Source organism: Sphingomonas leidyi (genome assembly GCF_011761945.1).
GTDB lineage: Bacteria > Pseudomonadota > Alphaproteobacteria > Sphingomonadales > Sphingomonadaceae > Sphingomonas > Sphingomonas leidyi.
Genome location: NZ_JAASQV010000002.1, coordinates 882190 through 905491 on the forward strand (window position 1 = coordinate 882190; position 23302 = coordinate 905491).

General features: G+C 69.5%; 18 protein-coding genes. 10 read left to right on the forward strand and 8 right to left on the reverse strand.

All coding sequences use genetic code 11. From position 1 onward, the window contains the following. Window positions 1-61: 61 nt before the first annotated feature. Complete coding sequence (locus FHR20_RS14080; protein ID WP_167300204.1) at window positions 62-484, reverse strand: hypothetical protein; 423 nt, start codon at window positions 482-484, stop codon at window positions 62-64. 127 nt (window positions 485-611) lie between these two features. Beyond that, a complete protein-coding gene (locus tag FHR20_RS14085) occupies window positions 612-2093 on the reverse strand; it encodes a M23 family metallopeptidase (protein ID WP_167300205.1) in 1482 nt (493 codons plus the stop codon). Window positions 2094-2346: 253 nt separating this feature from the next. Here FHR20_RS14085 and FHR20_RS14090 point away from each other — a divergent pair, with 253 nt between their 5' ends. From FHR20_RS14090 to FHR20_RS14115, 6 genes are all read left to right on the forward strand, one after another. Continuing rightward, the gene (locus tag FHR20_RS14090; RefSeq protein ID WP_167300206.1) at window positions 2347-4824 is read left to right on the forward strand and encodes a helicase-related protein; all 2478 of its coding nucleotides are present in this window, start codon (window positions 2347-2349) and stop codon (window positions 4822-4824) included. Continuing rightward, complete coding sequence (locus FHR20_RS14095; RefSeq protein WP_167300207.1) at window positions 4817-5119, forward strand: RNA-binding S4 domain-containing protein; 303 nt, start codon at window positions 4817-4819, stop codon at window positions 5117-5119. Before FHR20_RS14090 ends, FHR20_RS14095 begins: the two co-directional genes overlap by 8 nt. Before the next feature lie 60 nt (window positions 5120-5179). Beyond that, complete coding sequence (fdxA, locus tag FHR20_RS14100) at window positions 5180-5518, forward strand: ferredoxin FdxA (RefSeq protein ID WP_167300208.1); 339 nt, start codon at window positions 5180-5182, stop codon at window positions 5516-5518. A gap of 540 nt (window positions 5519-6058) precedes the next feature. After that, window positions 6059-6592 carry a CarD family transcriptional regulator gene (locus FHR20_RS14105; protein ID WP_086127610.1) on the forward strand — a complete coding sequence of 178 codons (534 nt, stop codon included), beginning with the start codon at window positions 6059-6061 and terminating at the stop codon, window positions 6590-6592. A 117-nt stretch (window positions 6593-6709) separates the two neighbouring features. Continuing rightward, a complete protein-coding gene (locus FHR20_RS14110) occupies window positions 6710-7441 on the forward strand; it encodes a head GIN domain-containing protein (protein ID WP_167300209.1) in 732 nt (243 codons plus the stop codon). Window positions 7442-7478: 37 nt separating this feature from the next. Then, complete coding sequence (locus FHR20_RS14115) at window positions 7479-8183, forward strand: GIN domain-containing protein (protein ID WP_167300210.1); 705 nt, start codon at window positions 7479-7481, stop codon at window positions 8181-8183. Here the strand turns inward: FHR20_RS14115 and pdeM are convergent. From pdeM to FHR20_RS14145, 6 genes are read right to left on the reverse strand one after another with little or no spacing between them, the layout of a single operon-like run. After that, window positions 8180-8842, reverse strand: coding sequence for a ligase-associated DNA damage response endonuclease PdeM (pdeM, locus tag FHR20_RS14120; RefSeq protein WP_167300211.1), 663 nt, complete (start codon window positions 8840-8842; stop codon window positions 8180-8182). The two genes, FHR20_RS14115 and pdeM, sit on opposite strands and share 4 nt — an antisense overlap. A gap of 31 nt (window positions 8843-8873) precedes the next feature. Further along, window positions 8874-9314, reverse strand: coding sequence for a hypothetical protein (locus FHR20_RS22705; RefSeq protein WP_208413586.1), 441 nt, complete (start codon window positions 9312-9314; stop codon window positions 8874-8876). Between the two features lie 41 nt (window positions 9315-9355). Continuing rightward, window positions 9356-10765, reverse strand: a complete 1410-nt coding sequence (locus tag FHR20_RS14130) for a M20/M25/M40 family metallo-hydrolase (protein WP_167300212.1) — start codon at window positions 10763-10765, stop codon at window positions 9356-9358. A gap of 56 nt (window positions 10766-10821) precedes the next feature. Next, window positions 10822-11949: an N-acetylglucosamine-6-phosphate deacetylase gene (nagA, locus tag FHR20_RS14135; protein WP_425057386.1), complete on the reverse strand. Its 1128-nt coding sequence runs from the start codon at window positions 11947-11949 to the stop codon at window positions 10822-10824. Continuing rightward, window positions 11946-12977, reverse strand: coding sequence for an SIS domain-containing protein (locus FHR20_RS14140; RefSeq protein WP_167300214.1), 1032 nt, complete (start codon window positions 12975-12977; stop codon window positions 11946-11948). Before FHR20_RS14140 ends, nagA begins: the two co-directional genes overlap by 4 nt. 4 nt (window positions 12978-12981) lie before the next feature. After that, complete coding sequence (locus tag FHR20_RS14145; RefSeq protein WP_086127602.1) at window positions 12982-13725, reverse strand: GntR family transcriptional regulator; 744 nt, start codon at window positions 13723-13725, stop codon at window positions 12982-12984. Between the two features lie 230 nt (window positions 13726-13955). Between FHR20_RS14145 and FHR20_RS14150 the strand changes: the two genes are divergently transcribed. The 4 genes from FHR20_RS14150 (at window position 13956) to nagE (ending at window position 23290) form a co-directional block, all read left to right on the forward strand. After that, on the forward strand, window positions 13956-16655 hold the full coding sequence (locus FHR20_RS14150) for a TonB-dependent receptor (RefSeq protein WP_167300215.1): 2700 nt from the start codon (window positions 13956-13958) through the stop codon (window positions 16653-16655). A 178-nt stretch (window positions 16656-16833) separates the two neighbouring features. Then, window positions 16834-19101, forward strand: a complete 2268-nt coding sequence (locus FHR20_RS14155) for a beta-N-acetylhexosaminidase (protein ID WP_341786448.1) — start codon at window positions 16834-16836, stop codon at window positions 19099-19101. After that, entirely contained in the window at window positions 19098-21572 is a 2475-nt protein-coding gene (gene ptsP / locus FHR20_RS14160; protein ID WP_341786449.1) for a phosphoenolpyruvate--protein phosphotransferase, read from the forward strand. The genes FHR20_RS14155 and ptsP overlap by 4 nt, the downstream gene beginning before the upstream one ends. Continuing rightward, window positions 21569-23290, forward strand: a complete 1722-nt coding sequence (gene nagE, locus FHR20_RS14165) for an N-acetylglucosamine-specific PTS transporter subunit IIBC (protein ID WP_167300216.1) — start codon at window positions 21569-21571, stop codon at window positions 23288-23290. The genes ptsP and nagE overlap by 4 nt, the downstream gene beginning before the upstream one ends. Window positions 23291-23302: the final 12 nt, after the last annotated feature.

The window sequence follows — 23302 nt, forward strand, 5'->3', positions numbered from 1 at the left end:
CCATATGGTTGCCGGCCGCCCCTTCGCCCGCGGGAAGAGGTACGATCGTTGCGCGGGCGGATCAGTTCTTGAGCGCGGCGCGCAGGGGAGCGAGCGCCGCGCGGAGCCGGGTGGCGGTCTGGTCGAGCGAATCCTGCATCTGCAGCGCGCCGTCGGTGAGCTTGCCCGCGACGGCGACGGCTGCGCGCGCGTCCTGGTGGAAGTGCTTCTCGAAATCGGGGTCGTTGCGGCGCTGGATGTCGCGCAGCGTATCCTGCTCGCCGATCCGGGGATCGGCATAGCGCGCGATGGGGCCAACCCGGGTATCGAGCACGATGCCGGCAAGGTTGGCGAGCATGGCTGCCGCGCCTTCCTGCACCATCGGGTTGTTCAGGGCGCGGGCGAGCGCCTCGGCCTTGTCGCGGGTGGATGCGGGCTGCGACTGCTGGGCGAGCGCCGGCATCGCGACGGTGCAGAACAGGGCGGCAGTGAAGACGAGACGCATGATACGCTCCGGAGTCGGACTCGGATATCCCGTGCCCATAGCACAAATGGCCGGCGTTCGTGGAACGGGTTGCGACGAGCCGTGGCTCCCTTTGCCGGAAGGGAAGGCCGGGGCCTTGCGCGGGAGCCTAGTCCTCGGCGTCCTTCACCGCGCCGTGCCCGATCGGCACCGAGAGCAGGCGGTTCAACTGGGACCTGAACTCACCGAGGTCGCCGCCGGTAAGCTGTTGCGTGCTGGTGAACGAAACCGAACGCGGGTTCACCGCCATGCCGTTGCGATACAGTTCGTAATGGAGGTGCGGGCCGGTCGAGAGGCCGGTATTGCCCACCGCGCCGATCCGTTGCCCGCGGCGCACATGCTCGCCGCCCCGCACATAGATGCGGCTCAGATGGCCATAGCCGGTGCCATAGCCGCCGCCATGGGTCACCTTGATGAAGTTGCCATAGCCGCTGCTGCGGCCGGCGAACTGGACGACGCCGTCGCTCGCGGCGAAGACCGGCGAGCCCCAGGGCGCGGCGATGTCGACGCCCCGGTGCATGCGGGTATAGCCCAGGATCGGGTGGCGGCGCATGCCGAAGCCCGAGGAGAAGCGGCCGTTCGCCGGCATCGCCATCGCGCCGGTGCTGTTGCCCTTGCCCGAACCGTCGAACCAGCTGGTCTTGCCGCCCTGTTCGAACGGCGCGAGCTGCACCTTGTTCGGGCAGCCGCTGACGCCGGCATACATCAGGCTGCCGAGCTGCACCTCGCCGGTCTCGGCACGCGCCTGGCCCACGATGATGTCGAACTTGCAGTCCGAGCCGAGCCGCGAGACCGGCGTGCGGGTGGCGAGCGTCTTGATGTAGCTCTCCACTGCCTTGGCCGGGGCGCCTGCGGCGCGGGCCGAGCGATAGAGCGACCTGCCGATGGTGCCCTGGATGCGCAGCGGCGTCCGGTCGATCGCGATCGGGATCGCGCGCATCGAAAGCACGTTGCCGGCGCGGACGAACTCGACGCGCTGGTCGAACCGGGTGCGGATGTCGAGCTTCTCGAGCGGGCGTGGCTGCGACTTGTCGACGCGGCGGCCCAGCGTGTAGTCGGCCATGGTGTTGGACTGGATCTCGTCCAGGGCCACGGCCTTGGTGATCATGCTGCTGACCGTCGTGGCATCGGTCTTGCCGATGCCGGAGCGCAGCAGCGTCGCGAACAACGCGCCGCCCGAGGCCAGCTTGGTGGTGCCTTCGAGCATCGGCCGCTCCGGCGTGTCCGAAAGCGGCGCGACCAGCCCGGTCGCGGCAACGCGGGCGCCGGTGCCCGAACCCATGCCGAGCGGCTTGATCGCCTGGGCCTGGGTCGCGTCGAACTCGGCGCCCGAAAGCGGCGCGGGGACGGTGCCGTAGATCGGATTCTCGAAGCCAGGAGCGAGCAGCAGCGTGGCGGTGATCAGGGCGACGCAGGTGGCGGCGCCGCGATACCAGGTCAGCGAGCCGATGCGCGAGCCCAGGTCCGGCGCGAATTCGAAGTCGGCGAAGCGCTCGTTCAGGCGTGCGGCGAGACCGCGCGCCGGGGCAGTGGCCCGCGCCGAAGCGCCGCCGCCTGTCAGCCCCTCTCCATGGTCACTACGCAGATACAAGGCGCAACGCCCCCCAAAAGGTCGTCGATGTCGTGCCGTAAACCCCCGGCTACCGACAAGATCACTGTGGAAGGCAGGACTTAAAGTCAAATTAAGCACCCTGTTCGGGACCGCCTCGTGCGGCGAGTTGTGCCGCCTCGCGGATGAAGCGAAGCGTTCGGCATATTCGCCAGTATTTCCAACATGGTTAAGGCGGATCGCCAATCCGGGGGAGTTGCTTAAGGGGCGACTCGGAACGATCTTGGGAGTCGCAATGAGTCGTTTCGCGCGTTCTCCGATCACTGCCGTGCTGGGCCCCACCAACACCGGCAAGACGCATCTCGCAGTGGAGCGGATGGCCGGCCATGCCAGCGGCATGATCGGCTTCCCGCTGCGCCTGCTGGCGCGCGAGGTCTATGATCGCGTCGTCAGGATGAAGGGCAGCGACGCCGAAGTCGCGCTGATCACCGGCGAGGAGAAGATCCTGCCGCCCAAGGCGCGCTGGTTCCTGTGCACCGCCGAGTCGATGCCGCTGGAACGCGAAGTCGCATTCGTCGGCCTGGACGAGGCGCAGCTGGGCGCGGATCCCGAGCGCGGCCATGTCTTCACCGATCGCCTGCTGCGCGCCCGCGGCCGCGAGGAGACGATGATCCTCGGCTCGGACAGCCTGAAGCCCATGCTGAAGGCGTTGGTGCCCGAGGCCGAGGTGATCGGCCGGCCGCGCTTCTCGACGCTCAGCTATGCCGGGGCCAAGAAGCTGTCCCGCTTGCCGCGCCGTTCGGCGATCGTGGCGTTCAGCGCCGAGGAAGTCTATGCCGTCGCCGAGGCGCTGCGGCGCCTGCGCGGCGGCGCGGCGGTGGTGATGGGCGCGCTCAGTCCCCGCACCCGCAATGCCCAGGTGGCGATGTTCCAGGCGGGCGAGGTCGACTATCTCGTCGCCACCGATGCGATCGGCATGGGGCTGAATATGGACGTGCACCATGTCGCCTTCGCTTCGCTTTCCAAGTTCGACGGGCGCCGCCAGCGCCGGCTGACCGTGGCCGAGATGGCGCAGATCGCCGGGCGCGCGGGGCGGCATCAACGGGACGGGACCTTCGGCGCGCTGCACGAGGAAGGCCCCAATGCCTTCACGCCGGAGGAAGTGCTGGCGATCGAGGCGCACCGGGTGCCGCCGCTGGAGAAGCTCTACTGGCGCGAAGGCGAGCCCGATTTCGCCAGCATCGATGCGCTGATCGCCAGCCTCGAGGCCAGGCCGCAGAACGCCGTGCTGCGCGCGGCGCCCGAGGCAGTGGACCTTGCGGTGCTCAAGCGGCTTTCGGAAGAGGATTGGGTGCGCCAGCGCGTGCGCGCGCCGGCGATGGTCAGGCGGCTCTGGGCGGCGTGCGGCCTGCCCGATTTCCGCAAGCTCGGGCCCGAGCCGCACAGCCGCTTCGTCGGCCGGCTCTTCGGGCATCTTTCCGAAGGGTTCGGCCATGTGCCGCACCAATGGTTCGCCGACGAGATCCAGCGGCTCGACAATATGGGCGGCGATGTCGAGACGCTCGCCGGGCGCATCGCCGCGGCGCGCAGCTGGGCCTATATCGCGCACCGGGCCGACTGGCTCGAGGACCCGGTCCACTGGGCCGAGCGCACGCGCGCGGTGGAGGAGAAGCTCTCCGACGCGCTGCACGCCAGCCTGACCCAGCGCTTCGTCGACAAGCGCACCACCGTGCTGCTCCGCCAGATCGGTGCCGACGCCTCGAGCCTGCCGGTGACGATCGGGCCCGAAGGCGAAGTGACCGTCGAGGAACATGCCCTGGGCACGCTCACCGGCTTTCGCTTCACCGTCGCGCCCGAGGCGCGCGCCGCGGACAAGCGCATGCTGCTGGCGGCGGCGGAGAAGCGGCTGGGTGGCGAGTATCGCAAGCGCGGGGCCGCGCTGGCCGAGGCCGGGGACGAGGCCATCGCGCTGGCGGGATCGGTGCTCGCCTGGAACGGCGTGGCGGTGGCGACGCTGGAGCCCGGGCCTAACATCGCCCGGCCGCGCATCCGGCTGGATCGCACGCTCGACGTGCTCGACCCGGCGGCCAGGAACGCGGTGCAGGCCCGGCTCGAACGCTGGTTCGCCGATCAGGTCGGCAAGCGCCTGACCGTGCTCGGCAAGCTCGATGCCGCGACGCGCGATCCGGCGGCCGGCGCGCCGTTGCGCGCGCTCGCCAATGCGCTGCTCGAAGCCGGCGGGCTGCTTCCGCGCCGTGCTGCCGCCACGCTGGTGGAAGCGCTCGACCCGCAGGCGCGTCAGCGGCTGCGCAGGATCGGCGTCACCATCGGGACGCTCGACATCTTCGCGCCGGCGCTGCTCAAGCCCGGCGCGGCGCGCTGGCGGCGCGAGCTGATGGGGCTGCCCGACGCACCCCGCGACGGCGCCACCGTATTGCCGCGCGCCGCAGCGGGCGCCGATCTCGTCCATGGCTATCGCCCGCTGGGCGCCCAGGCGGTGCGCGTCGACCTGGTCGAGCGCATTGCCCGCGCCGCGCACGACGCGCGCCAGGGCCGAAAGCCCTTCGCGCCCGATCCCGCCCTGGCCACTTCGATGGGGCTCACCGCCGAGACGCTGGCCCGGCTGATGGCCCAGCTCGGCTTCCGCACCGCGCGCTCCATCGCGGGCGAGCCGCAACGCTGGATCTGGCAGGGGCTGGTCGCGCCGGCCGCGCCCAAGGCGCCGCCGCGCGACAATGCCTTTGCGGCGCTCGGGGCGCTGAAGCATGGCTGACGGCGCGGCGATGCGGATCGACCGGTTCCTCTGGTGGTCGCGCCTCGCCAAGACGCGTTCGGCAGCACAGGCGATCGCCGAGAAGGGCCTGTTGCGCATCGACGGCCGCCGAGTCGAACGCAGCTCGGCCACGGTGCGCGTGGGGTGCGTCGTGGCCTTTCCGCTCTATGGCAAGGTGCGGGTGATCCGGGTTGAGCTGCTGCCCGCACGGCGTGGCCCGCCGGCGGAAGGGCGCGCCTGTTATCAGGACCTGGTGGTCACTGCGAACGTCTCGCAGGAAGCGCCAACTGATTGACGCAGCGAATCCACAGGCATAGCAGGACCCCCACGTCTTCGATCCAAGGGGCCAGTTTCCATGACCTATGTCGTCACCGACGCCTGCATCCGGTGCAAGTACATGGATTGTGTCGAGGTCTGTCCGGTCGATTGTTTCTATGAAGGCGAGAACATGCTCGTCATCAATCCGAACGAGTGCATCGACTGCGGCGTCTGCGAGCCCGAATGCCCGGCCGAGGCGATCCTCCCCGATACCGAGAACGGCCTCGAAAAGTGGCTGGAGCTCAATCGCAGCTATTCGGAGTCCTGGCCCAACATCACGCAGAAGGGCGACGTGCCCGCCGATGCCGACGCGATGAAGGGCGTCGAGGGCAAGTTCGAGCAGTTCTTCTCGCCCGAGCCCGGTTCGGGCAGCTAGCGCCCCGGGCATGGCCGGCACCCGCAGGGACGCCGGCCTTCTGCCGGCGGCGAATCGCGTCGCTGCGGCGCAGCACGTTCGAATCGGCTAGGGACCCTTGCCGGATCGCGGGGCCGGCTTGGCCGGAATTCGACCGCCGGCAGGATGGCGGATGCATTGCCCCCGCAGCACGGCTGTCGACCCGGCAGACGAACGCGCCCGGTGGCGGCGTCTCACCTGCGTCGAGTAACCTCTTGAGCGCCGCCGAGAAGGTGGAGCCGGTGTCCTGGCCGGCGAACTGCGGAAATGGCGCGGACATGTTCGTGGCGCCGGCTGAGTCGAGAGGCAGCCACAATCCTGCGATTAATTGCATATTTTCGCTGCAAGGCGGCACACTCGGTCTGGTAATTTTATTGCAAACGTGTTAAATGGCTCAAGACGGAGGAAAACTCGCCTCCGCCCGGAGAAGCAAAGAGAAGTCGCCCCGATCAGCCCGCCCTGCATTCGCCGGGGCGGACGCCGAGCCCGTCGGGGCCGGTTATCACGAAAGGTTCCTCGCACATGGCTGCCAAGGCGCTGTCCTTCGATGTCGGCGATTATGTCGTTTACCCCAAGCACGGCGTGGGCCGTGTGATTGAGCTGCAGAAGTCCGAAATTGCGGGGATGCAGCTCGAACTCTACGTGTTGCGCTTCGAAAAGGAAAAGATGACGCTGCGCGTTCCGACCAACAAGGCCGAGAGCGTAGGCATGCGCAAGCTTTCGAGCGACAAGACGCTCAAGGAAGCGCTCGATACGCTGAAGGGGAAGCCGAAGGTCAAGCGCACCATGTGGTCGCGCCGCGCCCAGGAATATGAAGCGAAGATCAACTCGGGCGACCTGGTGTCGATCGCCGAAGTGGTCCGCGACCTGTTCCGTGCCGACGACCAGCCCGAGCAGAGCTATTCGGAGCGCCAGATCTTCGAAGCGGCCGCCAGCCGCCTCGCCCGCGAGCTCGCGGCGATGGAAGAGGTGGACGAGCCGGCCGCGCTCGAGAAGATCCTCGAGATCCTGCGCAAGGCGGCGGCGATCCACAACAAGGACAAGGTTCCGGCCTGATCCCGATCGGCAGCGAAGCCCGAACGAAGGGGCGGCCTTGAAAACCGCCCCTTTTCCTTGCCTAATCGATAGTGTATTATACATCCAACACACATACTGCTTCGGGAGGAAGTTTCGATGCGCGCTGCCCTGATCGCCCTGGCCCTGCTGCCGCTCACGGCCACCGGTGCCTGCCATGCCAGCTGGGAAAAGGAGGGCCACAAGGTCAAGCCGAGTGGCGTCGGCGCCAAGCGCAGCTACGATGCGAACGGCTTCACCAAGGTCGATCTGCGCGGGCCCGACGATATCGAGGTGCGGAACGGCGCGCAGTTCGCGGTCACGGCCGAGGGCGATACGGCGATCCTCGACCAGCTCGAGGTCCGGGTGGTCGACGGCACGCTGCGCGTTGGCCGCAAGGACCGCAACGGCTTCTCGTTCAGCAACGATCGCGGAGTGAAGGTCCATGTCGTCCTGCCGAAGCTCGATGGTGCGAGCGTCAGCGGCTCCGGCAACATGAGCGTCGACAAGGCCGAAGGCGCTTTCCGCGGCGCGATCGCCGGCTCGGGCAATCTCGGCATCGCCACGCTCACCGCGACCGATGCCGATCTCTCGATCGCGGGCTCCGGAGACCTCACCGTGGCAGGTACGGTCAGCCGGCTCAACGCCTCGATCGCCGGTTCGGGCGACATCGACGCCAGCAAGCTGACCGCCACCGGCGCCAGCATCTCGGTCATCGGTTCGGGCAGCCTGCGCGGCGTGGTCAGGGGCGGTGCCTCGGTCTCGATCGCGGGCTCGGGCGATGTCGATCTCACCGGCGGCGCGAAATGCTCGGTGAGCGCGGTCGGCTCGGGCGAGGCGCATTGCTCCTGAGCTTGCCTCGGCGCTGAAGCCGCGCGAGGGTACGCCCATGTATCGGCTCGCCCTCGCTCCCCTGCTGCTGCTCGTCGGCGCCGCCGCGCCGGGAGACGAGCGCGTCGTGATGGTCACCGGTTTCGACCGGCTGCGCATCGACGGGCCGTTCGCGGTGGAAGTCGTGCCCGGATCGCCCGGCGTGACGCTCGCGGGCGACCGTGCCGCGCTCGACCGGGTCGGCGTGCGGGTCGAGGCGGGCACGCTGGTCATCAATGCCGGCACGCAGAGCTGGGAATCGGCGGCGGGCAAGACCGCGAGCGGTGCGCGCATCCGGGTCGCGGTGCCGGGGCTGCGCGTGGTGCAGACCAATGGCGGCGCGTTGCTGAAGATCGCCGAGATGCGCGGCAACCGTCTCGACGTCTCGCTCAACGGTACGGGGCGGATCGATATCGGCAAGGTCGATGCGCAGGACCTGGGCGTCACCCTGGCCGGCGCGGGCACGGTGACGCTGGCGGGCAATGCGCTGCACACGCGCGTGCGGCTCTATGGCACCAGCAGCCTCGATGCCGCCGCGCTGACCACCGCCGACGCGCTGCTCGTCTCGGGAAGCGGCGGGGCGCTGGTGATGAACGTGCGCTACAACGCCCAGATCAGCGCGACGTCGAGCGGCGTGGTCCGCGTGCTCGGCCCGGCCAAATGCCGGGTGATCGGGCAGGGCCCGGTGGAATGCGCCGATCTCGAGCCGCGCCGGGGAAGCTAAGCCGCGAGCGGGAAGCGCAGCAGCCGGTCCTCGAGCGCGACCAGCGCCTGCGCGCTGCGCCCCACTGCGCGGGCGATCTCCGGATGATGCGCATCCAGCCCGCCGGTGAGCGCGCCGAAGGCCGGCAGGATCAGCTTGGTCGGCGAGGCGACGAAGCAGCGCCGCGCCACTTGCCGCCCCCGGATGCGCAGCCGCAGCTTGGGGTGGAAATGGCCCGAAAGCTCGGGCCGCGGATCGCGCGGTTCGGCCTCGTGGCGCAGGACCAGCCCGTCGACCTCGGCTTCCTCCAGGATCGTGCCGCCAAAGGGATCGATCAGCAGGCTGTCATGATTGCCGGTGATCCAGCGCCAGTCTAGCCGGGCGGTGAGGCGGGCGAGCAGTGCGCGCGCATCCCCGGGCAGCCGCTCGCAGCCTTCCGAATCGTGAAAGCTGTCGCCCAGGCACCAGAGCTCGCGCGCCTGGGTGCGCTCCGCCAGCGCCTCGATGGCATGCAGGGTCGCGATCGAATCATAGGGGGGCAGCATCTGTCCGCGCGCGGCGAACCAGCTGCCCTTCTCGAAATGCAGGTCGGCAACGAGCAGGGCCTTGCGCGCCGGCCAGTAGAGCCCGCCCTCGGGCAGCGCCATCAGCTCATGGCCGGCGAACGAAAGGGGAACCATCGTGCCGATATCGATCCTCGCGGCCGTGCCGTCAACAGCGCAGCATCGGCACCTTGCGGCCCTGATAGGTGATCGTGCCATGGTCCTGATCGGCGCGCTCGATCGTGTAGCTGCGTGTCTCGGGCGGGTTCACCTTCTCGGCGCCGTCGCTCGCGGCGGCGTCATAGCGCTCGCGGATCGTCTCGGTCACGGTGTTTCCGGCCAGCGCCCAGCCACCCATCTCGCCGCTATTGTCGAGGCTGCCATCGGCGGCAAAATGGGCGATGAAGTCGCTCGCACAACTGGCTTCGAACGACCAGCTGCCGACCAGCCAGTCGCGCAGCGGCGCGCTGGCGGGGGCCGCCGCGGCGCGGGCGGCCGGCGCTGCTTCGCTCGCCTCTGCCTTCTGTACCGGCTTGGCCGCATCGGGCTGGCACGCCGCCAGCGCCGCGCCGCCGAGCATCAAAGCGATGAATCGAGCCCCCTCATGCATGGCCCGAATCTAGCCCAGATGGTCGATTCGGGCCAGCGCGATCAGGCCGGCATCTTCGCCATCTCGCCGATCTTCGCCAGGATCCGCACCCAGGAGCGAATGCCCTTGTGGAAGCTCTTCAGATCATATTTCTCGTTGGGCGAATGGATATTGTCGTCGGTCAGCGCGAAGCCGACCAGCACCGTGTCCATCCCCAGGATCTTCGAGATCGAAGTGACGACCGGGATGCCCCCGCCGCAGCCGATCAGCGCCGCCTTGCCCCATTCGGCGTCCAGCGCCGCCTGGGTGGCCTCGAGCGGCGGGCTGTCGCTCGATACCGAGACCGCGGGGCTGCCGGGGCCGCGCCCGGTGAAGGCAACCGAGCAATCGGCGGGCAGGCGCGAACGGACATGTTCCTCGAAGGATGCCCAGACCCTGGCGGGATCCTGGGCACCGGTCAGGCGGAAGCTCACCTTGGCATGGGCTTCGGCCGGGATCACCGTCTTGAAGCCTTCGCCCGTATAGCCGCCCCAGATGCCGTTGACCTCGGCGGTCGGCCGCGACCAGATCTGCTCGAGCACGTCATGGCCCCGCTCGCCGGCCGGCACGCTCAGGCCGATGTCGCCGAGGAACGCGCCGGCGTCGAAGCCGAGCGCATCCCAGCTCCCGCGCACGACGGGATCGAGCTCGGGCACGCCGTCATAGAAGCCGGCGAGCGTCACGCGGCCATCGGCGTCCTTCATCTCGCCCAGGATCGAGCAGAGCAGCTGGATCGGGTTGCGCGCCGCGCCGCCATAGAGGCCGGAATGGAGGTCGCGCGAGGCCGCACGGATCGTCACCTCGCCTGCCGCCATGCCGCGCAGGCCGATGGTGAGGCCCGGCGTCTCGGTATCCCACATCAGCGTGTCGCAGATCAGGGCGAAATCGGCCTTCAGCTCCTCGGCATTGGCATGAAGGAACGGCTCGAGGCTCTTCGAGCCCGATTCCTCCTCGCCCTCGAACAGGATCGTCACCTTGCAGGGCAGCGCGCCCGCGGTTTCCTTCCAGGCGCGGCAGGCCTCGACGAAGGTGCGCAGCTGGCCCTTGTCGTCCGACGCGCCGCGGCCGACGATCTGCTTCGCGCCGTCGCCGCGCGTCTCGATCACCGGGTCGAACGGATCGCGCCGCCACAGCGCGATCGGGTCGACCGGCTGGACGTCGTAATGGCCATAGAACAGGATGTGCGGCGCGTTCCCATCCGCCGGACCGTCGTGATGTGCCACCACCATCGGATGGCCCGGCGTCTGCGCGACGCGGGCGGCGAAGCCCAGGCCGGTCAGCTCGTCGGACAGCAGGCTGGCGGCGCGCTGGCATTGTTCGGCATAGGCGGGATCGGTCGAGACCGAGGGGACGCGCATCAGCGCGAAGAGTCGGTCCAGGCTGTCGTCGAGATGCGCCTCGACATAGTCGAGCGCCTTGGTGGAGTCGGTCATGCGGGAGCGCTACGCCTGTGGGCGGGGCGGGGCAAGCCGGCGCGGGCCGGCTTGCCCTAAGCCCCGCCGATCCAGGTCTCGCGGACCCACCCCGCCGCGTCGAGCAGCACCAGGTCGGCAGCATGGCCGGTCGCGATCCGGCCATGCCTATCGCCCAGGCCCATCAGCGCGGCCGGGCTGGTGCTTGCCATCGTCACCGCAGTGGCGAGATCGACGCCCAGCATCGAGACCGCGTTGCGCACCGCCGCCGCCATGTCGAGATGCGATCCGGCCAGCGTGCCGTCGTCGCTGCGGCAGGCGCCGTCCTTCACGGTGATGTGGCGGCCCTGCAGCACGAACTCGCTCGCCTCCGATCCGACCGAGGGCATCGCATCGGTCACCAGCATGAAGCCGCTGGCCGGCTTGCAGCGCAGCGCCAGGCGGAGCGTGGCCGGGTTCACATGATGCCCGTCGACGATCAGCCCGCAGACCAGCGCATCCGAATCGAGCGCGGCGCCGACCATGCCCGGCTCGCGCGAGCCGAGCGGCGACATGGCATTGAACAAATGGGTGACGCCGCGCATGCCCGCGGCCACCGCCGCCTTGGCCTGGTCGTAGCGCGCATTGGTATGCCCCGCCGCGACCACCACGCCGGCGGCGACGAGCTGCTCGATGTCCGAAACCGCCACGCGTTCCGGCGCGAGCGTCACCAGCGTGCGGCCGCGCGTCAGGCCGGTCAGCGCTGCGATCCCCTCCGCGTCGAGCGGGCGGATCTTCTCGGCCGAATGGATGCCCTTGCGATCGACGTTGAGGAACGGGCCCTCGACATGGATGCCGAGCACGCCCGGTATGCCCGCCGCGATCGCCGCGTCCACGGCCGCCACCGCGCGGCGGATGACGTCGAGATCGTCGCTGATCAGCGTGGGGAGGAAGCCGGTGGTGCCGAAGCGGCGATGCGCGGCGCCGATCGCGGCGATGCCCTCCACGGTCGGCGCGTCGTTGAACAGCACGCCGCCGCCGCCATTGACCTGGGTATCGATGAATCCGGGGACGAGCGTGCCGTCCAGCCGCCGCGGCTCGGCGCCGGCGGGAATCGCGCCGGCCGGCACCACGCCGGCGATGCGCGCGCCGTCGACCAGGACGGCGACATCTTCGCGGAGCGCGCCGTCGACCAGCGCGCATGTCGGGATCAGCGCCTGCATCAGATGGTCTCGGTCACCTTGGCGAGCGACGGCGGCCGATCGGGATCGAAGCCGCGCGCGATCGAGAGCGCGTTGGCGGCGCGGTAGAAAGCCTGGATCTGCAGGATCGGCTCGATCGCCGGGCCCGCCGCCGGGTGCGGCAGATGGATCGCGCCCGGCACCTTGCCGCCGCTCACCAGCACTTCGCCGCCCCGCGCGAGCACATCGGCGACCAGGTCGTCGACGCCGTCGGCAGTGGCATCGTCCTGGCGGAAGACGAGCAGCGGGAAGCCGGGGCCGACCAGGGCCATCGGCCCGTGCCGGACCTCGGCGGCGCTGAACGCCTCGGCATGGAGGCCGCAAGTCTCCTTGAACTTGAGCGCGGCTTCCTGCGCCACGCCGAAGCCCAGGCCGCGGCCGATCACATAGAGGCCGCGCGCGCCATGCAGCCGCTCGACCAGCGGCGACCAGTCGGCGGCCCAGGCGGCCTCGAGCCGGTCGGGCAGTGCGGCGAGGCCGGCCGCGAGCGACTCGTCGCCTGCCCATTCGCACACCAGGTGGAGCTGGGCGGCGAGCGCGGCGATGTACGACTTGGTCGCCGCGACGCTGATCTCGGGTCCGGCGCGGAGCGGCACCAGCGTGTCCGATTCGGCGGCGAGGGGCGAATCCTCGACATTGACCATCGCCACGGTGCGGGCGCCGCTTTCCTTCGCGGCGCGCATCGCGGCCAGGATGTCGGGGCTCTTGCCCGATTGCGAGATGCCGAGCGCCAGCATGTCGGAATAGTCGGTCTCGACGCCATAGACCGAGGCGATCGACGGCGAGACCGAAGTGGTCAGCAAGCCCAGCCGCGTCTCGATCAGATAGCGGCCGAAGGTGGCGGCATGATCCGAGCTGCCGCGCGCGCAGGTGAGCACGCCGCGCGGGCGGGTAGCGCGCAAGCGGGCGCCCAGCTCGCGGACCGCTTCCGCATTCCGCTCGAGCTGCCGGCGCACCGCCGCGCCGGCTTCGGCCGCCTCGGCGAACATGCGGGTCGATTCGGGGTTGGTCATCCGCTCAGCCCCGCATGTCGAGTTCGGCGACGAAGTCATAGGCGTCGCCGCGATACCAGCTGGTCGTCGCCTCGATCACCCGGCCATCGGCAAGAAAGCCGCGGCGCTCGATATAGAGGACCGGCGCGCCCACCTCCACGCCGAGCAGGGCGGCGCGCTCGGCGTCGCACAGGGCCGCGCGCAGCCGCTGGAGCGCGCGCACCGGGCGGTTGCCGGTCGCCTCGAGCGCGGCATAGAGCGACGAATCGACTGCATCGAGCCCCGACAGGCCGAAGCCCGGGATGATCGCGAATTCGAGTGCCATCGGCACGTCGTCGGCATAGCGGATACGGTGGAAGCGATAGACCGCGGTGCCGGGGCTGAGCCCGAAGGTGAGCGATTCCTCGCCCGTGACCACGCCCGATTCGCGGATCAGCCATTCGCTGCGCACGCTCCGCCCGCGCGAGGCCATGTCCTCCGAGAAGGACGAGAGCTTGGCGAACTGCTTCTCGACACGGCCGGCGACGAAGGTGCCGGCGCCGTGCCGGCGGACCAGCAGCCCCTCGTCGACCAGCTTGTCGATCGCCTTGCGCAGCGTGATCCGCGAGACCGAGAGATCGGCAGCCAGGTCGCGCTCGGCGGGAAGCGCTTCGTTGGGCTTGAGCAGATTGTCGCGCAGCGCCTCGCGCAACGCGGTCTCGAGCTGCCGGTAGAGCGGCCCCCTGCCTGCTCCGTCGAGCGGCCTGATCTTTTGCGCCAGCAGCGGCATCGGTTCCCCATCATCGGTCGGCTGTGTGCCGGATGCAACACTAGTACCAATAACGTACCACATGTCAGCAAAAAAATTACGCTGGTCTGTAACCGCACTGTAAAAATCTGTCTTGACGGCCCCTCAACAGTGAGGAATGGTACGGATATTGGTATGCGACTGGTCTGCCAGAGCCGTACCACAACGAATCATAAGCAAGTTCAGAATCATTCTGACCAAGGGGATGAGAGATGGGGATCCGGGGATTTCTTATCGGCACGGCCAGCGCGATGGCGCTGCTCACCGGTGCCGCGCATGCACAGACCAGCGACACCGCCGCCCAGCCTGCCGACGATCACGAGATCGTCGTCACCGGCTTCCGCGCTTCGCTCGCCCAGTCGATCGAAGCCAAGCGCAAGGCCGATGCGATCATCGACTCGGTCTCGTCGGAAGATGTCGGCAAGTTCCCGAACACCAACGTCGCCGAAGCGCTGACGCTGGTTCCGGGCGTCACCGTCGACCGCGCGTTCGGCCAGGGCGAGAAGGTCTCGATCCTCGGCACCGATCCGGCGCTGAACCGCACGCTGCTGAACGGCCAGACGGTCGCCTCGGCCGACTGGTTCATCCTCGACAATCCGGGCCGCACCTTCAACTATGCGCTGCTCGCCCCGCAGCTCGTCAACCGCGTCGACGTCTACAAGTCGCCCGAGCCGCGGATCGACGAGGGCTCGATCGGCGGCACGGTCAACGTGCTCACCCGCAAGCCGCTCGAGCTGAAGCCCTTCGTGGTCGCCGGCTCGCTCAGCTATCTCTACAATGACCGTTCGAAGAAGGGCGACGTCCAGGGCTCGGCGCTGGTCAGCTGGCACAATGAGGACAAGACCCTCGGCATCCTCGCCTCGTTCCAGCGCACCAAGGACCGGCTGCGCCGCGACGGCCTGGAGAGCTATGGCACGATCAGCGCGAACTTCTGGGCGGGGAACAACGATGCCAATACCAGCTCGCTGGCCGCGCCTGCGGTTCCGGTCGTGGGGCGGACCTATACCGGCAATTGCACCGGCACCTGCGCCAGCACGCTGACGGCGAACCCGAACGCCAAGTTCCCGAATGCGTTCGGCACGTCCTATTTCGAGCAGGGCCGCGAGCGGCTGACCTATTCGGCGACCGCTCAGTGGAAGCCGGTCGATCAGCTCACCATCACGGCCGACTGGCTGCGCATCGACGCGACCTATGACAATCTCAATCAGTCGATGTTCGCCTTTCCGGGCAATGTCTGGAACAGCGCCGGCTCGCTGACCGGCCTGACGGTGGACAACGGCATCGTCCGCTCGGCGACCTTCAACAACGGGCTCTCGGTGCTCGATGCGCAGTATCGCGTGGCGGAGATGCATTCGCAGACCTTCCACGGCCAGATCGGCTGGGAAGACGTGCATTGGGACCTGAATGTCCAGGGCGGCGTCTCGGATGCCGATGGCGGCACCAAGAAGCAGGTGTTCCTGGAGTTCCTGAACAAGGCCAACTACACGGTCGACATCAGCGGCGCGCCCGGCAAGCCGGGCACGATCTCCTATACCAGCAACGTGCTCGGCAATCCGGCGGCCTTCGTCACCGATGCCGGCTGGAGCGGCAATCTCGTCACCAAGCCGACCACCGACAAGGAACGCTACGGCCAGGTCGATTTCGGCCTGAAGTTCGACGGAGTGCTGAAGCGCATCCAGGTCGGCTACAAATATCGCAGCCACGAGACCGCGCAGGCCTATGCCGGCGTCAGCCTGGCCGGCATCAACGGCTTCGCGGTGCCGGCGTCGAACTTCGACACCAGCATCGTCAGGGACAATTACCTGTCGGGCTTCGACGGCATCAACGACCAGATGCGCGGCCGCTTCATCATCAACGGCGATTCGATGGTGAACTATGTCCAGGGCCGGCCGGGCCTGCCGACGCCCTCGATGTTCTCCGCCTCGGAATTCACTGCCGGCAATTGGGACATCAAGGAGCAGATCCACGCCGCCTATGCCCAGGCGAATTTCGACGCCGGCGGCTTCCGCGGCAATTTCGGCGTGCGCTACGTCCACACCGCGACCGACAGCGCGGGCTTCGTCTGCAAGCCGGGCGCGATGTGCAACGCCCAGGCCGACTGGGTGTGGCAGACGACCAAGACCAGCTACGACAATGTCCTGCCCAGCGTGAACATCATCGCCGACGTGCGCAAGGACCTGGTGTTCCGCTTCGCCGCGGCGCAGGTGATCGCCCGTCCGAACTATGCCGATCTGACCAACTATTTCTGGCTGTCGGACCAGATCCTGAGCGGCGGCGGCGGCAATCCGGACCTGAAGCCCTACAAGTCGAACAACTTCAACGCGTCGCTCGAATGGTATCTGGCGCCCCGTTCGATCCTGTCGGGTGAGATCTTCTACAAGGACATCAGCAACTACATCCTGCAGCAGACTGCGCCCGAGCAGCATTACAACACCGCGCAGGGGCGGGTGACGACCTATCAGATCAGCCGCCCGTTCAATGCGGGCTCGGCCGAGGTGAAGGGCTTCGCCGTGGCCTATCAGCAGAGCTTCCCGCTCGGCTTCGGCGTGCTGGCCAACTATACCTATTCGGACGGCAAGGCGAGCACGGGCGCCGACCTGCCCTACAATTCGCGGCACCAGGCCAGCCTGAGCCCGTTCTTCGAGAGTGGCCCGGTGGCGCTGCGCGCGACCTATACCTGGCGCTCGAAATACTTCACGGGCATCGATCGCGGCGATCAGATGTACGTGCGCGGCACCGCCAATGTCGATGTGTCGGCGACGTACAACTTCACCAAGGAAGTCGGGCTCACCCTGTCGGGCATGAACCTGACCGACAGCCAATATTATGCCTATGCCAACACGCCGAGCCTGCCGCGCGGCGTGTACAAGACCGGCCGCAAGCTGCTCGCGACCGTCAATGTGAACTTCTGATCTCCAGCCTGGTGTAGTGCACTGGGGCGGCGGATGGACGAGCGATCGCACCACCGCCGCCCCTTTTTCTCATCCGCCCCCCTTTTCCTATCCGCGGCGCCTGCCCATCGGGCACGCCGCGATTGAGCGCGGGGCGAAACCGCCTAAGCTCGCTCGATCCAAGCCGGGAGCCGTCCGCGTGATTTCCTGCCGCCTCGCCCTTGCCCTCGCCGCTGCGCTCTGCGCCGCCATGCCCGCCGCCGCCCAGCAGCTGCCGCGCCTGCTTCCCGTTCCCGCCGAGATGGCGCCCGCCGCCGGCCGTTTCGCGCTGACCGCGTCGACCGCGCTGGTCGTGCCGGCAGGCGATGCCGGCGCGCGCGCCGCCGCCGATCGCCTTGCCGAGCTGCTCCGCCTCTCGCGCGGCCTAGCGCTGCGGACCGCCGCCGCATCGCCGCGCCCGGCGATCCGCTTCGTGCGTGCCGACACCGGCAAGGCGGAGAGCTACCGGCTCGAGATCGGTGGGGACGGCGCCACCATCACCGCCGGCGACGATGCCGGCCTGCTCTACGGCGCCGTGACGCTGTGGCAGGTGCTGACCCAGGACGGCGGCAAGGGCCCGGTCACCGTCGCCGGCCTCGCCATCCATGATGCCCCCCGCTTCGCCTGGCGCGGGTTGATGCTCGACAGCGCCCGCCACTTCCAGTCGCCCGCCTATGTCCGCCAGCTGATCGACTGGATGGCGGTCAACAAGCTCAACACGCTGCACTGGCACCTGGTCGACGACCAGGGCTGGCGCGTCGAGATCCGCAAATATCCGAAGCTCACCGGCATCTCGGGCTGGCGCTACCCGGCGGTCGCGCCGGGCGCGCCGCTGCTGCCCAGGACCGGCGGCTTCTACACCCAGGCCGAGATCCGCGCGATCGTCGCCCATGCCGCGAAGCGGGGCATCACCATCGTGCCCGAGATCGAGATGCCCGGCCACGCGCTCGCCGCGATCCGCGCCTATCCCGAGCTCGGCATGGGCGTGCCGATCCCGCCGGGCACCGAGAGCGACTGGGGCGTCTTCCCCTGGCTCTACAATGTCGACGACAAGACCTTTGCCTTTCTCGAGGACGTGCTGACCGAGGTGATGGAGCTGTTTCCGTCGCAATATATCCATGTCGGCGGCGACGAGGCGGTGAAGGACCAGTGGAAGGGCTCGCCCGCCATCCAGGCGAAGATCAAGGCGCTGGGCATCAAGGACGAGACTGCGCTCCAGGCCTGGTTCGTCCACCGCATCGCCGGTTTCCTCCAGGCGCATCACCGCAAGCTGATCGGCTGGGACGAGATCCTCGAGGGCGATGTGCCCGCGGATGCGACGATCACGTCGTGGCGGGGCATCGAAGGCGCGATCACCGCGGCCAAGGCCGGGCATGACGCGGTGCTGAGCCCGTCGCCGGCGCTCTACGTCAACCATCGCCAGGGCCAGGGCCCCGACGAGCCGCCGGGCCGCGGCGACGTGATGGACCTCAGGACCGTCTATGCCTTCGATCCGGCGCCCAGCGCGATTCCGGCCGAGCAGCAGCACCATATCCTCGGCCTGCAGGCGAATCTGTGGACCGAGCATGCCCGCACCGAGGCGCGCGCCACCTGGCAATTCTTCCCGCGCGCCAGCGCGGTGGCGGAGATCGGCTGGTCGAAGGCGCAGGGGCGCGACTATGCCGATTTCGTCGACCGGCTGGTGCCGCAGATGGACCGGATGAAGCCGCTCGGCATGACCCCCGCTACCAGCGCCTTCGCCGTGCGCCCGACGCTCGACTACAAGGCGGGGGAGAAGCGCGTGTCGGTGACGCTGGCGAACCAGTCGGGCCTGCCGATCCGCTACACGATCGACGGCACGCCGGTCACCGCGCGCGCGCCGCTCTATGCCGGCCCGCTCGCGCTGTCGCTGCCGACGCGGCTGCGCGCCGCAAGCTTCCGCGGCACCGCCACCGTCGGCGGCGCCATCGACCAGCGCCTCGACGCGCGTAGCGTACGGTTCCGCAACGACGAGGACCTGAAGACCTGCTCGCGCAAGGTCGTGCTGGCGCTCGAGGACGACTATCCCGCCGCCGGCAAGCGCGCGGTGTTCCTCACCGACATCTTCGCGCCCTGCTGGCAATGGGAAGCCGCGCCGGTGGGCGGGGCGAAGGCGATCGCGCTCACCGTCGGGCAGATCCCGTTCAACTTCCAGCTCGGCGCCGATCTCGCGCATGTGAAGATCCCGCCCTCGGCGACACCCGAAGGCGAGTTCGAGGTCCGTGCCGGCACGTGCGAGGGCCCGCTGCTCGCGACGGTGCCGCTCGCCGCCGCGGCCGGCAATCCCGGGCTTACCCGGCTGGTCGCGCCGTTCCCGGTGCGCGCCGGGAACGAGACGCTGTGCATTCGCACCACCGCCAGGGGCCTCGATCCGATGTGGGCGCTGGAGTCGGTGGAGCTGGTGCAGTGAGCGACGCGATCACGCTGGTTTCCCCCTTTGCGGGCTGGCTCGCCCCGCTCGACGAAGTGCCCGACGCGGTCTTCGCCGAACGGATGATGGGCGACGGCTTCGCGGTCGATCCGGTCGAGGGCGTGCTGCGCGCGCCCGCCGCGGGGGAAGTGATCTCGCTCCCGGCGAGCGCGCATGCGGTGACGCTGCGGCTCGACAATGGCGCCGAGCTGCTGCTCCATATCGGGCTCGAGACGGTTGCGCTGAACGGCAAGGGCTTCGCGGCCAGGGTCGCTCCCGGCGCGCGGGTGGCGGCCGGCGACGCGCTGATCGCGTTCGACCTGGATGAGATCGCCGTCGCTGCCCGCGCGCTGATCACGCCGGTGGTGGTGGCGAATCAGGGCTATGCGCTCGCGCTGGAGCCGCTCGGCCGCATGGTGGAAGCCGGCGCGCGGATCGGGCACATCGCGCGCAGCCGGGATGAAGGTGCGATCGCGCGCGCGGCCCAGGGCGCCATCCCCCTGTCCGGCGCCGCCGCCGAGCGCAGCGTGCGGATCGCCGCCGCCAATGGCATCCATGCCCGGCCGGCCGCGCGCATCGTCGCGGCGCTGAAGCCCTTCGTCGCCGATGTCGCGCTGCATGTCGCCGGTCGCAGCGCCAATGCCCGCAGCACCGTCGCGATGCTCGGGCTGGGCGCAGGCAAGGACGACGATGTGCGGATCGTCGCGCGGGGGAGCGATGCCCAGGCCGCGGTCGACGCCGTGGCCGAGCTGGTCCTCGCCAACTTCCACGAGACCGCGCACGCATCCGCGCCCAGGCTGTCCGCGACCGCCACCGGTCCGGTCCGCGCCGCGCCCGGCCTCGCCATCGGCCAGGCCTTCCAGCTGCGCGGCGTCGATCTCGCGGTGCCGGCCGATGGCAAGGGTGCCGGCGCCGAGCGGCTTGCCCTGTCCGGCGCGCTCGCCGCCATCGCCGCCGGCCTGGACGGCGCGCATGGCCCCGCCGCCGAGATTGCCGAGGCGCACCGCGCGCTGCTCGCCGATCCCGAACTGGCCGCCATCGCCGCCCGCCATGTCGCGGAGGGACGCAGTGCTGCCTTTGCATGGCGTGCCGCTACGGCCGAAGCCGCCGCGGCACTCCGCGCCACGGGGGATCCGCTGCTGATCGAGCGTATCGCCGACCTCACCGATCTGGAGCGCCAGGTGATCGCCCGCCTGCTCGGCGCCGCCGCGCCGGCCGCGCCCGCGCTGCCCAAGGGCGCGATCCTGTTCGGCGAGGACCTGTTGCCGTCGCAGTTCCTGGGCCTCGACGCGACGCGCCTTGCCGGCATCTGCACCGCGCATGGCGGGCCGACGTCGCATGTCGCGATCCTGGCGGCATCGGCGGGCGTGCCGATGCTGGTCGCGGCGGGCGAGGGCGTGCTGGCGATCGCCGACGGCACGCCGGTGATCCTCGATGCCGATGCCGGGACGCTCGCCGTCGGTCCCGATGCCGATGCCCTGGCGGCGGCGAGCGTGCGGCTCGCGGCCCTGCGCGAGCGCCGTGCCCGCGAACTCGCCGCCGCGCATGCGCCCGCGCATACCGCCGACGGCACGCGCATCGAAGTCTTCGCCAATCTCGGCTCGGTCGCCGATGCCGCGGCCGCGGTCAGCGCCGGCGCGGAGGGCTGCGGCCTGCTGCGCACCGAATTCCTGTTCCTCGAGCGCGAGACCGCGCCGAGCGAGGAAGAACAGCGCGAGACCTATTCCGCCATCGCCGCCACGCTCGGCGAGCGCCCGCTGATCGTCCGCACGCTCGATATCGGCGGCGACAAGCCGGTGCCCTATCTGCCGATGGACGGCGAGGAGAATCCGGCGCTGGGCCTGCGCGGCGTGCGGCTGACGCTCGCCCGGCCGGACCTGATGCGCGTCCAGCTGCGCGCGATCCTGCGCGCGGTGCCGGCCGCCCAATGCCGGATCATGCTGCCGATGGTCGCGGACCTGGGAGACTATCGCCCGGTCCGCGCGCTGCTCGACGAAATGCGCGCCGAGCTTGGCATGGCGGAAGCGGTGCCGCTCGGCGTGATGATCGAGACGCCCGCCGCGGCCCTGCTCGCGGGGCAGATTGCCCGGGAGGCCGACTTCCTCTCGATCGGCACCAACGACCTCACCCAATATACGCTCGCCGCCGATCGCGGCAACGCGGCGGTCTCGCAGCGGATCGACGCGATGCATCCGGCGGTACTGCGCCTGGTTCGCGAAGTGGGCAGGGGCGCCGCGGAGGCGGGCCGCTGGGCCGGCATGTGCGGCGGGCTCGCTTCCGATCCGCTCGCCGCGCCGATCCTGATCGGGCTCGGCATCACCGAGCTTTCGGCGACGCCCGCCCAGGTGCCCGCGGTCAAGGCCGCGGTCGCTCGGTTCGACATGGCTGCCTGTGCCGCGCTGGCCGCGCGCGCCTGCGATGCCCAATCCGCGGACGCGGTCCGCGCCCTAGCCATGGAAGCGTCCGCATGAGCTTCAGCCCTTCGACCCTGCTCGCCAAGGCCCAGCCGCTCGGCCGGGCACTGATGCTGCCGATCGCGGTGCTGCCGATCGCGGCGCTGCTGCTGCGGCTCGGCCAGCCGGACATGCTGAACGTCCCCTTCATCGCGGCGGCGGGCGATGCGATCTTCTCGAATCTCGGCCTGCTCTTTGCGGCGGGCGTGGCGGTCGGTCTTGCCCGGGAGAATCACGGCGCGGCCTCGCTGGCCGGCGTGGTCACCTATCTGGTCGCGACCGAGGGAGCCAAGGTGCTGCTCCATTTGCCGCCCGATCTTGCCGGCGCCGGCGCGCTGGAGCAGGCGGCGTGGCGCGCCAAGGAGATTTCCAAGCTCAGCGTTCCCGTCGGCATCTGCTCGGGCATCGTCGCCGGGCTGCTCTACAATCGCTTCCACGCCATCCGGCTGCCCGACTATCTGTCCTTCTTCGGCGGCCGCCGCTTCGTGCCGATCGTCTCGGGCCTGGCCGGGCTGGTCTTCGCCGCCGCCTTCGGGCTCGGCTTCCCCTGGTTCGAGGCGGGGATCGACGCGCTCAGCCACTGGGTGCTCGGCGCCGGTTCGCTCGGGCTGTTCCTCTACGGGCTGCTCAACCGGCTGTTGCTGATCACCGGGCTGCACCACATCATCAACAACATCGCCTGGTTCCTGCTGGGCGACTTCCACGGCGCGACCGGCGACATCAAGCGCTTCTTCGCGGGGGACCCGACGGCGGGATCGTTCATGGCCGGCTTCTTCCCGGTGATGATGTTCGGCCTGCCCGCCGCCTGCCTCGCCATGTACCGCAATGCGCTGCCCGAGCGGCGCAAGGCGGTCGGCGGCCTGCTGCTCAGCCTCGCGCTCACGTCGCTGCTCACCGGCGTGACCGAGCCGATCGAGTTCAGCTTCATCTTCCTGGCGCCGGTGCTCTACCTGATCCATGCGGTGCTCACCGGCATCGCGATGGTGGTGATGGACCTGCTCGGGGTGAAGCTGGGCTTCGGCTTCTCGGCCGGCCTGTTCGACTATGTGCTGAACTATGGCCTATCCACCCGGCCGCTGCTGCTGATCCCGGTGGGGATCGCCTATGCCGCGATCTATTATTTCGCCTTCAGCTGGTGCATCCGGAAGTTCGATCTCAAGACTCCCGGCCGCGAGCCGATCGAGACGGCGGCGGGCGATCCGGATGCGGCCGTCGCCGATCGCGGTGCCGCGATCGCCGCGGCGCTGGGCGGGGCGGCCAATATCCGTTCGGTCGATGCCTGCACCACGCGGCTCCGCCTCGTCCTTGCCGACAACGGCATTGCCGACGAGCCGCGCCTGAAGGCGCTGGGCGCGCGCGGAGTGGTCAAGCTGCGCGACGGCGGGCTGCAGGTGGTGCTCGGGCCGATCGCCGACCAGGTTGTCGCCGAGGTGCGCGCCGCGATCGGCGGCGGTGCCGTGGCGACGGCTCCCGCGCTCACCGCGCCGGCGGTTGCGGCGGCGCATGCCGATACCGGCGGCATCCGTGCCGCGCTCGCGGGGACCAAGGTCCGTGCCGTCGCCGCCAATGCCACTCGCGTGCTGATCGACGTCGCGGATCCGGCCGCGGTCGATATGCGCGGGCTGACGGGCGCGGGCGTGCGCGCGGCGCTGGGCTCGGGCAATCGTCTTCACCTGATCATAGGTCCCGGCGCCGAGGCGTTGGGCGCGCAGCTCAGGCGCGAGCTGCTGGCGTGACGTCGGGACCGG